The sequence below is a fragment of the bacterium genome (assembly GCA_019695335.1).
Taxonomy (GTDB): Bacteria; CLD3; CLD3; order SB21; family SB21; genus JABWBZ01.
In genome coordinates this window covers 72,234-86,832 of sequence record JAIBAF010000006.1, presented here as the reverse complement: position 1 = coordinate 86,832, position 14,599 = coordinate 72,234, and the positions used below count along the sequence as shown (strand labels likewise).

Annotated in this window: 16 protein-coding genes; 10 read left to right on the top strand and 6 right to left on the bottom strand. The window is 43.6% G+C overall.

The annotated features are described in order from the left end of the window. A partial coding sequence (locus K1X84_02805) for a hypothetical protein (GenBank protein MBX7150544.1) occupies positions 1-1,133 on the bottom strand: 1,133 nt, incomplete at its 3' end. Between the two features lie 145 nt (positions 1,134-1,278). On the opposite strand from K1X84_02805, the gene K1X84_02800 reads away from it, so the two are divergent. Beyond that, the gene (locus K1X84_02800) at positions 1,279-3,096 is read left to right on the top strand and encodes a DUF262 domain-containing protein (GenBank protein ID MBX7150543.1); all 1,818 of its coding nucleotides are present in this window, start codon (positions 1,279-1,281) and stop codon (positions 3,094-3,096) included. 179 nt (positions 3,097-3,275) lie between these two features. Here the strand turns inward: K1X84_02800 and K1X84_02795 are convergent, their stop codons facing one another. The 3 genes from K1X84_02795 to K1X84_02785 all read right to left on the bottom strand — a co-directional run bounded on the left by K1X84_02795 (position 3,276) and on the right by K1X84_02785 (position 5,302). Beyond that, a complete protein-coding gene (locus tag K1X84_02795; protein MBX7150542.1) occupies positions 3,276-3,521 on the bottom strand; it encodes a hypothetical protein in 246 nt (81 codons plus the stop codon). Between the two features lie 268 nt (positions 3,522-3,789). Continuing rightward, a complete protein-coding gene (locus tag K1X84_02790; protein MBX7150541.1) occupies positions 3,790-4,533 on the bottom strand; it encodes a tetratricopeptide repeat protein in 744 nt (247 codons plus the stop codon). A 139-nt stretch (positions 4,534-4,672) separates the two neighbouring features. Further along, a complete protein-coding gene (locus tag K1X84_02785; protein ID MBX7150540.1) occupies positions 4,673-5,302 on the bottom strand; it encodes a hypothetical protein in 630 nt (209 codons plus the stop codon). 164 nt (positions 5,303-5,466) lie between these two features. Here K1X84_02785 and K1X84_02780 point away from each other — a divergent pair, with 164 nt between their 5' ends. The 9 genes from K1X84_02780 (at position 5,467) to K1X84_02740 (ending at position 13,727) form a co-directional block, all read left to right on the top strand. Then, positions 5,467-6,522: a hypothetical protein gene (locus tag K1X84_02780; GenBank protein ID MBX7150539.1), complete on the top strand. Its 1,056-nt coding sequence runs from the start codon at positions 5,467-5,469 to the stop codon at positions 6,520-6,522. Then, entirely contained in the window at positions 6,519-7,316 is a 798-nt protein-coding gene (locus K1X84_02775) for a glycosyltransferase family protein (protein ID MBX7150538.1), read from the top strand. The genes K1X84_02780 and K1X84_02775 overlap by 4 nt, the downstream gene beginning before the upstream one ends. A 14-nt stretch (positions 7,317-7,330) precedes the next feature. Further along, a complete protein-coding gene (locus tag K1X84_02770) occupies positions 7,331-8,188 on the top strand; it encodes a transketolase (protein MBX7150537.1) in 858 nt (285 codons plus the stop codon). A 124-nt stretch (positions 8,189-8,312) separates the two neighbouring features. Then, complete coding sequence (locus K1X84_02765) at positions 8,313-9,260, top strand: transketolase (protein MBX7150536.1); 948 nt, start codon at positions 8,313-8,315, stop codon at positions 9,258-9,260. A gap of 47 nt (positions 9,261-9,307) precedes the next feature. Next, positions 9,308-10,648, top strand: coding sequence for an aminotransferase class III-fold pyridoxal phosphate-dependent enzyme (locus K1X84_02760; GenBank protein MBX7150535.1), 1,341 nt, complete (start codon positions 9,308-9,310; stop codon positions 10,646-10,648). Then, positions 10,648-11,454, top strand: a complete 807-nt coding sequence (locus tag K1X84_02755; protein MBX7150534.1) for an SDR family oxidoreductase — start codon at positions 10,648-10,650, stop codon at positions 11,452-11,454. Before K1X84_02760 ends, K1X84_02755 begins: the two co-directional genes overlap by 1 nt. Next, positions 11,448-11,963, top strand: a complete 516-nt coding sequence (locus K1X84_02750) for an HAD-IIIA family hydrolase (protein ID MBX7150533.1) — start codon at positions 11,448-11,450, stop codon at positions 11,961-11,963. The genes K1X84_02755 and K1X84_02750 overlap by 7 nt, the downstream gene beginning before the upstream one ends. A 48-nt stretch (positions 11,964-12,011) precedes the next feature. Next, on the top strand, positions 12,012-12,914 hold the full coding sequence (locus K1X84_02745) for an N-acetylneuraminate synthase family protein (GenBank protein MBX7150532.1): 903 nt from the start codon (positions 12,012-12,014) through the stop codon (positions 12,912-12,914). A 3-nt stretch (positions 12,915-12,917) separates the two neighbouring features. Continuing rightward, a complete protein-coding gene (locus K1X84_02740; protein ID MBX7150531.1) occupies positions 12,918-13,727 on the top strand; it encodes a sterol desaturase family protein in 810 nt (269 codons plus the stop codon). 12 nt (positions 13,728-13,739) lie between these two features. On the opposite strand, the gene K1X84_02735 is transcribed toward K1X84_02740, so the two are convergent. Then, positions 13,740-14,105, bottom strand: a complete 366-nt coding sequence (locus tag K1X84_02735; protein MBX7150530.1) for a hypothetical protein — start codon at positions 14,103-14,105, stop codon at positions 13,740-13,742. 28 nt (positions 14,106-14,133) lie between these two features. Then, positions 14,134-14,595, bottom strand: a complete 462-nt coding sequence (locus tag K1X84_02730; protein MBX7150529.1) for a hypothetical protein — start codon at positions 14,593-14,595, stop codon at positions 14,134-14,136. Positions 14,596-14,599: the final 4 nt, after the last annotated feature.

The window sequence follows — 14,599 nt, the reverse complement described above, 5'->3', positions numbered from 1 at the left end:
CCGGGCAGGTAGTTCTGAACTAAGTAGTCAACCACCTGCGTTGCCGGGAACGCCTTCAATGCGCCTTTTTCCAATGATCCGACAAGGCCATAGACCTGCTGGGCCGCTTGAAGTGCGGGCACTTGTTTCTTGAACGAATTGACGATCAGGTTTTTGATGTTATCCGAATTCATCACGCGAATTTCCTTTTGCTGGTTCTCAATTTGCCTGTTTTCAGGTACCGTGTTTTGAGGTTTTGCATTAACCAAATCTTTAACCGCTTTTAATCCTTCGACAACTTCAGAGAGCGGGCTTTTGGGCTGCTCTTCCGCTTCATCGTCTTCTTCCTCTTCTTCGTCACTGGGTAATTGCCCAAGTTCCACTTGAAGCATTTCGGCTTTGGCTTTCCATTCATCGCGTTCTTTTTCGATGTTCCGGAACATAGTATCCATCGTTCCCATTGCGGTTTTAGCGGATTCCTGACCGGCCTTGAATCCGTTTTGATAAGCATCCGAGAGTGCTTGACCCGACGCGCCGGTATCTTTGCCCAATAGTGTCATGAGCATCGTTTGAAACTGAGCTTGCGTTTGCTGGGACTGCTGAAGCAAGAGTTCATAAATCTTCGAGTCATTATTCTGGACAGGTGCCGGAACAGTTTGTGGATCGGCTTTCTGTGATTTTTCAAAATAAAAATCTTCCGGTTCATCTTGCCGCTCAAAGCGAACCCGTGTTTCCAGTTCCCGTGAAACCGGGAAATACATGCAAATGCCTTTCATATTGGGCATACGGATCATGTAGTTTCCTGCTCCGTAACGGTAGGCAACGTCGTCAAACGTTCGCCCGTCGATTCGTTCCAAATAGTTCGGAGTCCCGCTTCCTGTAACCCTGAATAGCACGCCCGTATAGGCAAATTCAGGGTCGGGTTTTTTCGGATCAAAGCCGGGATAGGGTTCATACTTGGGTTTCTTTTCGGGTATGATTTCCGTCTCGGCTTTTTCCGATTCGTCCTTAAATTTTCGTACAATTCGCTTTGGCGGAGTAAAGACCGGCACATCGCCGTTAATAACCCGCTTTACGTCTTCAAGTGTTTCCTCGGCGGCATTCAGGTCTTCGCTTTCAAATTCTTCGTCGTGTTCTATGATTGGTGTTTCCATTGCTCTTTTTTTTCGTTGTTAAAAAATCAACGCATGCAATATAAAGGCCCGGCATAGGGTATTGCAAATTTTGAGACTATTTGAGACTACATGAGACTGAAGAAGGCCTATTTTAGGCCATTTGTGGGACTCGTGCGGGACTCAGATGGCGGGCGTATGGGACTGGCGTGGCGAAAGTGAGGACGTAAGGTTTCTGTTATTATTGACTAAGTGCTTTGGAGATTATATATTTAACGTTCCAAATTTGAATCCCAACAGCACTAAATTTAATTCTATGCAGGATTATCTTAGATATTCCATTTCAGAAATCGTTGAAAAAATTAACCGAATCTTTTTTTTGCCAGACATTCAAAGAGATTTCGTCTGGAAGCCCGAACAGGTCTACGCTTTGTTCGACTCTATCATGAGGGATTATCCGATTAGCACAATGCTGTTCTGGATTCAAGACGGTAAGTTTCTTCAAGAAGAGAAGATCAAAAAGCTTGAGTTTGTTTCGAAAAGTTCAGAAAAAAACAACGAGAACAAAGAGATTGATTCTGCAAAAGAGTATCAATTAGTGTTAGATGGACAACAGAGGCTGACAACATTTTACCTCGTCTTGAAAGGAAATTACATTATTCGGAACAGGCCTTACGATTTATACTTCAATGTTTTGAGTGGGGGCACTGAGCAGGACGATGGAATACTGTATGAGTTCAGGTTCTTTAATGAGAAAAACGGGAAAGCATTTCTTGAAACGAACAAAAAGGCAGGCACGAAGAAGCTTTGGTACGGAGTGAAGAACGTTTATGATATACCTGATATTGATGACATAGATGATGTTCTCGAAAAGGAATTAGAACAACCACACGCCATTAAATTAAATAAAGATCAGAAAAAGGGCTGTAGAAAGTTAGTCCGCCTGCTCAAGTACGAGAAGATTTTGTATTACTATCCTGAAAAGGAGAAAGACTATGATAAAGTTTTGGATATTTTCGTTAGAACCAATTCTGGCGGCACAAAGCTTTCATATTCCGATTTACTTTTCTCGACAATAAAATCTAAGTGGGTAGAAGCAAGAACAAAATTTGAGTATCTGCTGAATAATATTAATGAAGACAGATATAAATTTGATACAGATTTTCTTTTGAAATCAGCTCTCTTGATCTATTCAACAAACCTGGACCAAGTTCGCTACAAATCAAAAAACTTTCGAACTGATTTACTTGAAAACCTGAAACGTGATTGGGAAAAGAGCATTGAGCCTTCGATTGCCTTGTTGGTTGATATTCTTAAGGACAGGCTATTTCTGTTGGATGACAAATTGATTACAAGTTATAACGCCTTAATACCAATAATCTATTGGATATTTAAGAATGACTTTAAGGCGTTTGGAACTGCTCAAAATTTCATACGGGATGAAGATGTATCGAAACTGGGCACTTGGTTGGTAAAATCACTTCTCACTGGAGTTTTTGGCGGTCAAAGCGATACAATTCTCTATAAGTGCAAAGAGGCGATTGATCTTACAAAGTCAAGTTCATTTCCAGCTAAGGAGATTGAAGAAAAAATTGAATCGGAAACGAAGAGAAAAATGATATTGGATTTTGATGACTTTGATAAATATCTGCACGGATCGTACGAAAGTCATTTGATTCTGACAGTCTGTTACAACGGAGCCATTAATTTTAGGCCAAAATTTAAAGGAAACCTTCCTGAGCAAGATCACATTTTTTCGCAGGACGAACTTTTAAAGAATAAGGTGCCGCCATACAAGATCAATTCCCTATACAATCTCCGTTATATTGGAAGTACTGAAAACAAAACCAAGTCAAATCTTCCCTTTTCTGAATGGATCGTAACGGTTAAGAGTCCAGACGAGTGGAAGAAACATCTTATTCCAAAAGGTTCATGGTCGATCGAAAACTTTGATGAATTTTTGAATGCAAGAAAAGAGGAAATGAAGAAGGCGTTTACATATTAAATCCTGATTAGATACACCATAACACATCTAAAGTCGAAAGGACGCTTTATGAGTAAGAGTAGTGGTGGAAACAAAGGCGGCGGTAATAAAGGTGGTAACAATCCTAATTGGCCCAGCACAACAGGTAAGCCTTCTGGTACAGGTCGCGGCAACAATCCTCCAAAGAAATAAGGTCTGAGCTAGGTAAATTTTGGCGCATACACCTCGTTGAACATATAGTTGCCTTCTCGTAATGACCGGAAGTATTCGACCACGTCAATCCTGGCGATCCGCAGGTCGCTTTTACCCTTACCATTGACCGGAAAGAATTTCATTTTTGATCTGTGGTGACGGAAGAATGAAGCCCGGCTCATGCCGAATACGGTTTTGAAAATCCAGACTACTTCTTTGCAGGATAAAACAGGTTCTTTAGGGATTAATGCCATAACTTATTTATTTTTAAAGGGAGAATTGAGTTAATCCCATGTAATAATCCCTAAAGGCTACTACCAAAAAGTTCGGCAGATGACCCGTCTGGTCTACTCAAATCCCCTCAATTCTACGAGGGGTTTTTTGTTTTCCGGCTGACTTTGAAACAGTCGTACAGGATTGTACGGCATATAGTACGCGTTTGCACGATGAGTTGCAATTTAAAAAGCTTCAGAACGTATGAGAAAGTATTAGAGTTATTAAAAATTAGTTCTGTTGGATGGACTATTTCGTCTCACCATTCAGTTCGACCAATTTTTTCTTAATACGTTCAATACGATGATAATCACTGGTAAGAGTAATTGGAAGTTTCAAGGCGTATTCAAATGTTTTTTTTGCTTCATCATTCTTACCATCGTCGTAGTAAACCATTCCGAGTTCATAGTGATGGCGTAATACGTTTGGAGCGATGGCAATGGCTTTTTTGAGGGCTTTCTCAGCTTCAGGCCTTCCGCCTGGAGGCAATGTTCCGATAAAAACCGATGCTAGTTGTCTTTCCAGCCAACTGATATTGCCTAAGGCGCGATAAAATGAGCCCAGGATCGTGTACGCAATATCATTATTCGGATCCAATGCAATGGCACGATCCAGTGCAGATTTGATTTCATTGCAAAGTTTGACTTTGCTGCGGCTGCCCTCGAACATTGCAACACTGCCGAGGCTGGCTCCCAGCCACGCATACCCATTCGCATTGTTCCCATCCGCCGCCACACACAGTCGTGCATATTCCACACTTTTACGATACATACTTTCTCGCTGTTCTCGGCTTTCCTGGATATCACCCATGCAAATATAAACACGGCTAAGTCTCCAAAGTACTTCGGGATTACCCGGAGAATTTTGGAGGATGGATTCATATACGGATGCTGCTGCCTGGTAATTGAACCGAACAAATTCATCATCGCCAGCCTTGACCGCATCCGAGCCTAAAAATAGGCTAACTATATTCATCCATACTAAGCAATGCATACTTCCCTTTCGTTTAAAATAGAAGCTTTGAAAATTTAACTTAATCAATTCCAATAGTATGTGCTTTCGAGCACAATATACCTTTTTTCTTAATCGACATATTACCGGGCGAATACTAAATGATTAAGAAATTCTCTAATTACCAGTACGGAACGATTGGATCCAGACTGGCAAGCAGAATGCTCACCAACACCGCAACGATGACAAAAAAAACATGAAACGCCAATACCAGTTTGAGATTGATCATATACGGTTTGACTGTTTTTCCTATGATACGCCGCGAAAAACGAATGGTCATAAAAACAGAAGCACTGACGAAAATCATCAGAAGAATCACTCTTGCAGTGGTTGTATGAAATATACCTTCAAGAAAAAACATACCGCTTTCATACGACTGCCCGAGAAAAATTTTATTGATATCTTCTGAAAAGTCGATGAAGAGAATGCCAATGAAAAAAAATATTTCGATAGAAACGATGGACAGAAAAAGCCGTAAATCGGATAATTTATTTTCACGGTATATTTCATCTTCAATATCTTCAATGAGGCTGTTGAGTTTCTCCAGTATAATCGGCGAAGCGGCTTGAGATTGCTGATGTTCGCGGATTGTTTTGAGGTGATCGTAAGATTGCATTAAGTCGATAAAATATTTCGTTTTCTGGAGTTTATCTTTCTTTTGCAGCCAGGCGATAATAATCGGAACAAATACCGCCAGCGCTGCAAAAAGCGCCCTAAAAAAATCAAACGTCTCGCCGGTTTGCGTATCCATAACAATTCTCCGTACCCGAAGCGTTAACAAATTAATAATGCAAGGTTAATTACACGAAAACGAAATTTCAATATTCTATTCTCAATTCATTTTTCTTGTTACAATTCGTTTTCCGGTATGTTAATGACAGACCGGTAGCTGAAAATTATCTTAAACAGGATCAAATGGCAAGTAAGAAAATCCTTTTCATCTGCGGATCGCTCAATCAAACAACTATGATGCACCAGATAGCGCAGTATCTTAGTGAGCACGAATGCCATTTTACGCCGTATTATTGCGACGGCGTACTCAAGTGGCTCACTCAAAAAGGTCTGCTCGATTTTACGCCGCTCGGCGGCATTTCACGCCAACATACGGTCGATTTTCTTCTTCAGAAAAAAGTAAAGCTGGATTTTGGCGGAATTCGCAATAATTATGATCTGGTTGTCACGTGTTCCGATCTGGTTATCCAAAAAAACATCCGGCATAAACGGCTGATTTTGGTTCAGGAAGGAATGACGGATCCTGAAAATCTCATGTACTATCTTGTTAAATCGCTCAAACTTCCCCGCTATCTCGCCAGCACGTCGGCATACGGCCTTTCCCATGCCTACGATAAATTCTGCGTCGCGTCGGAAGGATACCGTGAGTTATTTATGCGTAAAGGCGTGAACTCTGACAAAATCACAGTTACCGGAATTCCTAATTACGACAACCTTGACCAATATCGGCGAAATTCATTTCCACACCACGGCTACGTTTTAGTCGCTACATCGGATGCACGCGAAACATTAAAAATAGACAATAGGAAAAAATTTCTCAAAAACTGCGTAAAGATCGCCAACAAACGGCCATTGATTTTCAAGTTACATCCCAACGAAAATTTTTCCCGCGCCATACGCGAAATAAACCGGTATGCTCCCGGCTCATTGGTCTTCACCAATGGCAATACCAATGAAATGATCGCCAACTGCGATGAATTGATCACGCAATATTCAACCGTAGTTTATACCGGCATCGCTCTTGGCAAAAAAGTGCACTCCTACTTCGATGTCAATGCGCTCAAACGTTTATCGCCCATACAAAATGGCGGCACATCGGCTAAGTCTATTGCGGAAGTTTGTACTAAATACTTACACAACGACTACCCGGTCAATTCTCAATTGATCACTCGTAACCTTTCATACAAAACGGCAGTAAAAAAAGTTTTTTCACGCGTCGCCGCGGGTTTATCATTATGAAAATCGTCACGGTCATGCAAGCGCGCCGTGGATCAACGCGGCTTCCGGATAAAGTGATGAAGCCCATTCTCGGACGGCCGGTATTTTTGCGTCAGATCGAACGGATGCAGCGAGCGGCTTTTTGTGGCGACATCGTCGTTGCTACGACTACCGAGCCGGAAGACGATGCCATTGCAGAATTATGCGCGCGCGAGCAACTCAATTTTTATCGCGGTCATACAACCGACCTGTTGAACCGGCATTATGAAGCCGCCAAGGCTTTGGGCGCGGACGTCGTAGTAAAGATTCCATCCGATTGTCCGCTGATTGATCCGGCTATCATCGATCGCGTAATTGGGTTTTATATTGAACACGTTGCTGATTTTGATTTTGTAAGTAATCTGCATCCTGCAACTTACCCTGACGGGAATGATGTGGAAGTTTTCCCGATGTTCTTGCTGGAGCTTGCCAATCGAGAAGCCGAAAAAAATTTCGAGCGAGAGCATACGACGCCGTTTTTTTGGGAAAATCCGGAAAGATTTCGTATCGGCAATGTAACATGGGAAACAGGAAAAAATTACTCCATGTCACACCGGTGGACGTTGGATTACCCGGAAGATTTTCATTTTATAAAAATCGTCTATGAAAAACTTTACCCGCACAAACCCGATTTTACGCTGGAAGACATCTTAACTTTGCTTCGTTTGCGTTCAGGCATCCGGACCATCAACGAGAAATACTTGGGCAGCAACTGGTATCGTTATCACTTACATGAATTAAAAACTATTTCATCCGATCAAACTCGTTCACTATAACAACTAAAACAATTATGGATATTGCAGTAAAAAAAGATTTAGAAACTACCGCTATGAATGTTCGCGAACATGTCATTCGTTTGGCGACGAATGGCGGATGTTTTATCGGTGCGTCTCTATCATGTGTCGATCTGATTGTCTATCTCTACTCAAAATTTCTCAATATTTCAAAAGATAGACTTCAAAGCCCTGACCGGGATTATCTTTTTTTATCCAAAGGTCATGATGTGCCCGCTTTGTACGGCATGTTCGTGGAGATGGGTTGGCTGGAACGCGAACGGCTTGATCACCACCTTCAAACCAATGATTCAATTTACTGGCATCCAAACAGAAATATCCCCGGTGTCGAATTTCATTCGGGATCACTCGGACACTTGCTTCCCGTGGCTGTTGGTGTCGCACTTGATTGCAAAATACGCAATCGATCCAACCGTGTCGTTGTGATCGTCGGCGATGGTGAGCTTAACGAAGGCTCCAATTGGGAAGCGTGTCTCGTTGCTCACGCCTACAAACTCGACAACCTTGTTATCGTTGTCGATCGTAATTTATTTCAAGCCAATATGCGGACAGAAGAACTCATACCGATGGAACCATTGGAATACAAGTTTTCTTCGTTTGGATGCGTTCCAGTGAATATCGATGGTCATGATTTTGAAGATATGGAAAGTGCATTCAAAAACCTTCCTCTCAGCGAATCTAAACCCAGCGTCATTATCGCTGAAACCGTCCGTGGAAAAGGATTACCCAGCATCGAAGCACGCGCCGATCGTTGGTTTTGCAATTTCTCTCATTCCGAAATTGAACAATTACTCTCGGAACTTCACACCTCTCAACGTGCTTCGCTACACTCAGAAACCATTGTCGCACGTTAATCATTTAACACTCCGGTGACGGAACGTTCAACAATTTCTAACCTACAGGCAATAATCGTCTAATATAAAATTGTAACTTTGTCAGTATTACACATACAATTTTATTTAGAAAATTATCCCATTCATGACTTACGAAGACATTCTCAAAGAACTCGCCTTAAACGATGACCGGTATGTCATCATGACGGCCGAAAACCGCGCGCCGATCCGAAACTTACCCTCCGTCCTTGGGCCTCGGTTCATCGATACCGGCATTACGGAACAAACGATGATCGGAGCTGCAGCAGGCTTGGCCCTACGCGGATGCACGGTCATCACGCATGCCCTGGCAACCTTCCTGACTTTGCGTGCTTTTGAGTTTATACGAACCGACATCGGCATCGGTAATTTACCAATAAAAATGACCGGTTTCGTTCCGGGCATTTTATCCGACGGCAACGGTCCAACACATCAGGCGCTCGAAGACGTTTCGTTGATGCGGGGAATTCCTCATGTCAATATTTTTTGCCCGGCAGACGAAGACGATATGATCGTAGGTTTAAAAACGATCGTCGAGAGCCCTTCCCCGTTTTACATCCGCTACAATGCATTGAAATCTGTTTACACGCATGACCGGCGTTTTGAAATTGGAAAAGCCGAAGTCATTTCGCGAGGTTCAGACGTCACTTTGCTTACCTACGGAGCGTTATTCAATCAAGTTTACGATGCAATGAATATTCTGGAATCCAAAGGCGTATCGGTACGTGTGATCAATTTACGAACACTGAAACCTATTGACGAGAAAGCAATTCTGAATGCGGCGGTTGAAACACCGTTGATCGTAACGATCGAAGATCATTTTCTCACCGGCGGTTTGTATTCGATCGTTGCAGAACTGTTTCTGAAGCATCGCGTGCATGCTGCGCGCGTCGTCCCTATTGCGTTTGAACATCGCTGGTTCAAACCTGCTTTACTGCATAATGTTCTTGAACACGAACGATTGACCGGAAAACAATTGGCCGAAAGAATTGAAATCGAAATTCAAAAAACAGAAACGGAAACGTTCGCCATTCCGTCATTAGCGCACTATTAAAATATTTATAAAAGTGAAACAGCGTTTCACTCAAAACAATTAAAACTATGCCTAATACTATTTCTTTCAACAGCAACTACCCGAGCATCGGGCAATCGGATGAATGGTTTCGCCGAGCAACAGGATTGATTCCAGCTTATACGCAAACACTGGCCAAAGGTCCGGGACAATATGTCAACGGCGTTGCGCCGAAATATCTCGTTAAAGGAAAAGGCGCGCATGTCTGGGACGTAGACGGTAATGAATTCATCGATTACAATATGGGCATCGGCCCGATTTCGTTGGGATACGCGTATGATAAAGTCGATCACGCAATCCGCCAACAATTAGAAGATGGAATTACATTTTCGATGATGCATCCGCTCGAAGTTGAAGTGGCTGAAATAATCCGTAGCATCGTACCGGGAGCCGAATCGGTACGATTCAGCAAAACTGGTTGCGATGCGACGAGTGCGGCTGTACGATTGGCGCGCGCTTTTACAGGGCGGAATAAAGTTGTTTGTTGCGGTTACCATGGCTGGCATGACTGGTATATCGGCGTCACAGACCGCAACAAAGGTATTCCTGCTGTAACGTCGGATCTGACTTACACATTCAATTATAACGATCCCGCTTCAGTCGAAGAAGCGCTTGATGATGACACTGCTTGCGTGATTCTCGAACCAATGGTATTCGAATTTCCGCGTAATAATTTTCTTCATGAATTGAAACGCCTTTGCGAAACCAACGGAACGCTTCTGATTTTTGACGAAATGTGGACAGGGTTTCGACTGGCTGTGGGCGGTGCGCAGGAACATTTCGGCGTTCATGCCGATCTCGCGTGTTTTTCAAAAGCCATCGCCAACGGCATGCCATTGTCAGTGTTATGCGGGCGCAAGGACATTATGCAATTGTGTGAAAAAGACGTTTTCTTTTTCACAACATTCGGTGGTGAAACACTCTCGCTCGCCGCAGCCAAAGCCACTATCGAAGAACTTCGTCTCAAAAATGTTCCGCAATACATGGCGACTCAAGGCAAAAAAATCAAAGACGGTTATAATCAGCTTATTCGTGACCTTGGTATGAATTATACTTCATGTATCGGCGCCGATTGCCGAAGTATGGTAACATTTGACGGCAAAGCCGGTAACCCTCTCGAAATGAAATCCCTTATTCAACAGGAATTCATCAAGCGAGGAATTTTATGGAGCGGCTTTCATAACCTTAGCTTTTCGCACAATGACGCGGACATTGCACATACCCTGTCAACGTATGCTGAAGTATTGCCAATTTTAAAACAAGCGGTAAATGAAAATAACGTCCGCCAATATTTACGCGGTGAGCCGGTTGAGCCTGTTTTCCGGAAAACGTCCAATTTCAACATGAAACCTAAAGCAAAAACAGCCTGATGCCTGATTCATTTCCATTAAAAAACAAGGTAGCCGTTGTTACCGGTGCTCTGGGACTACTCGGGAAACAACATTGTATCGCACTAGCCGATGCAGGAGCTCACGTCGTTGTGTGTGATGTAGATCAGAAAAAATGCAATGAGTTTGCTATTTCATTAAATCCTGAAGCAATCGGTGTGCGTGCAGATGTAACGAATCCAGGTGACATTCAACGGTTACGCGACGCAATTTTGGGACGATTCGACTCTGTGGATATTCTTGTGAATAATGCCGCGATCAACGATATGTTTGAAAATCCAACTGCAGCGGCGCTCTATTCAAAATTTGAAAATTATTCAATGGATATGTGGAAAAAATCCTTGGACGTTAACGTTACCGGTGTATTTCTTTGTTCACAAATTATCGGCTCCGAAATGGCGCGTCGTGGCAAAGGAAGTATCATCAATGTCGCATCGACGTACGGATTAGTCGGTCCGGATCAATCGTTATACGCCAACCCAAAAGGCGAACAGGTTTTTTATAAGTCGCCTTCTTATCCGGCCACCAAAGGCGCGGTGATTGCCTTCACGAGATTTCTCGCGGCATACTGGGGACATTGCAATGTTCGGGTCAATACACTGACGCCCGGCGGCGTCGAAAACATGCAGGAAGAATATTTTGTCCGGGAATATTCCAGGCGCACACCGCTCGGACGCATGGCACAACCGGACGATTATCGCGGAGCGGTCGTCTTTCTTGCGAGCGACGCTTCGGCCTATATGACCGGCGCCAATCTCGTCGTCGACGGAGGATGGACCACATGGTAAACCGTGAACTCGCCATGAAAGAAATTTTTCAACGCGCTAAACAGATCCGGATTTTACTCACCGACGTTGACGGAGTGCTCACGGACACCGGCGTTTATTTTTCCGATCGCGGCGAAGAATTTAAAAGATTTTCTGTACGAGACGGAATGGGCGTTCAGCGATTACGGGAATTGGTTCAGGTTGAAACGGGAATCATCAGCGGTGAAAATTCGCCTTCAGTACAACGCCGCGCTGAAAAGTTAAACATCGCCGAATTACATCTAGGCATCAAAGACAAATTAGAAGTTCTTCGGCAGATCGCCCACCGCTGGAATATCAGCTTCGATCAATGTGCATACATCGGTGATGATACTAATGATATCGAAATTATGCGCCGCGTCGGATTAGCATGCTGTCCAGCCGATGCCATGCCGCAGGCCAAAAGCGTGGCTCATGCGATCTGTGAAAATATCGGAGGCCACGGCGCGTTTCGGGAATTTGCCGAGCTGATCATTGCTTCGAAACAATGAATTTTTTCCATTACCTATACTCAATACTTTATAATTGAGGAGACAACCATGCCGGAAAGACAAAAAATCCAAATCGGTTCTCGCCGGATCGGCGACAGTGAGCCGGTATACGTAATTGCAGAAATCGGAATCAACCATAACGGATCGCTCGACATTGCCAAAAAAATGATCGATGGCGCCATCTTCGCCGGATGCGATGCCGTTAAGTTCCAAAAACGTACTCCCGAACTCTGCGTCCCGAAAGATCAGTGGAATATCGAACGCGACACGCCGTGGGGGCGTATGACGTACATCGATTACCGGCATCGTATGGAATTTACCAAAGAACAATATGCTGAAATCGATCGCTATTGCCGCGAAAAAGGCATCGACTGGTTTGCATCCTGCTGGGACGAAGCGGCAGTAGAATTTATCGATCAGTTTAGTCCTCCGCTGTATAAAGCAGCCTCCGCTTCGCTCACCGACATTGCGTTGCTTAAAAAAACCAAAGCAACTGGAAAAGCACTCATGATTTCTACAGGTATGTCTACCATGGATGAAATTGAAAACGCTGTCGGTGAACTTGGAACGGATAATCTGTTAATTGCGCACTCGACATCGGCGTATCCCTGCAAGCCCGAAGAATTAAATCTTAAAATGATCCTGACCTTGCGGGAAAAATTTCCTGAAACGCCAATCGGTTATTCAGGCCACGAAGTCGGCTTGTCGCCGACATGGTCGGCCGTTGCGCTCGGAGCGGCTTTTGTCGAACGTCACATTACGCTCGATCGCGCTATGTGGGGCACGGATCAGGCGGCATCCGTTGAAATTATCGGGATGCATCACCTCGTTCGCGACATCCGCGATATTGAAAAAGCGCTCGGTGACGGCGTCAAGAAAGTTTATCTCAGCGAAGCCGGCGCCTTGAAAAAATTACGCCGAGTCCAAACATCGATGAAAGAAGCGGTCTGACATATGCCGCTTGCCGATATTCAGGTCCTGTGTTTCGCCGGAATTATAACTGGCGCATCGATCTTGATTATCCTTGAACGCGTTCGGCCTTACTCACCCCAACAGAAATTTTTCCGTGAAGGTTTTTTCGATGATTTTATCTGGTACAATTTTGTTCAAAGTTTTATTCTCGGTTTTGTCATTTCTTTTCTCATCGATTGGATCGATCACCACACCCATTGGTCACGGCTCCAATTAGTAACCCACTGGCCGTTGGGACTTCAATGGCTGTTCTTTTTCGTGACCCACGATTTTTATATTTACTGGTTTCATCGCCTACAGCATTCCAATCGTTATCTTTGGCGGCTTCATGAAGCGCACCATTCGACCAAAGACGTCGACTGGCTCTCCGGCGCACGTTCACATTCGCTCGAAATTCTGATCAATCAAACGATTGAATTCGCCCCGATTGTGCTACTCGGAGCTGCACCGGAAATAGCGGTCATCAAAGGACTCATTGATGCCGTCTGGGGCATGTACATCCACTCCAATATTGACGTACATTCCGGCAAACTGCAATGGATCATCAATGGTCCTGAAATGCACCGCTGGCATCATTCCGACGGTAATGAAAAAGCACACAATAAAAATTTCTCGACCAAGCTTGCCGTATGGGATTGGATTTTTAGAACTGCATTCTTACCGGATTCGGAAAAACCATTACGATACGGTTTGAGCGATCCTTCATTTCCAAAAAAATATTTCCCTCAACAAATCTTCGCCTTCAGAAAATTAAAGCGGCCAGTCTTTCATCAAGCAAATTCAGATCGATGATGCACTAACTTTTCAGAAGTGACGACTTTGTTGAAACCGTTTATGCCACCGAATGCCTTTCAAGTATCTGTAATATTCGCCAATAACCTCACCGATCAGCGTGCTGATAATAAGCGTCACAAAAAATACTGTTGCATTGAATACCAGAGGTTCTTCGACAATTTCTATCCATGCGGAATAATTAGTTATCATCACAATGGTCGTTAATGCAAAAGCAATGGGTACGGTCCAACGCCAAGCCTCATAACACTTTTTTAAATGAGGGTTATCCTTTAACAAAGCACGGTTATGAAATCCGGCTCTTTTCGCCATCAATTTAGGCCAGATCAAAAAAAGTCCCATGGACTCCGCCACAAAAAGAATACAACACTCAACCATTTTAATCTCCTTAACTAATTTAGTATAATTACTTATTTAATTTTTCGTTAACAGGTCGCAGAACAATTGTATCCATTGCTTTCTTTGCATCATACAGCGTAATACTCGTTGAACCGATTGAATACAACGGCTGTTGCGATTGATTGATCTGCACCAGAGAATTGCCCCGATCTCCGGTATTGACGTTAATTTCATTTCCATCCGGCTCTGATAGTTCGGCAAAACGAGTAAGCCTGATAATGGTACCGGATGGGACTTTTTCCCAAGCGATATCATCTGAAAATTTAAACGTCCGGAGCATAAGTTGTTCCGAGGAATCGCGGTATTCAATTTTCCAGTGGCGTATGTCCAATTGGTCTTTTTCGACAACAATTTCCAACGCAAGCCATTCGTTCCCCATTTCTTCATAGCATCGAATATAGGCATCCATTATTCCCTGGCTGAATACCGGTGCTGAACACAGCATAATCGCAATCATCATCCATTTCATTTTT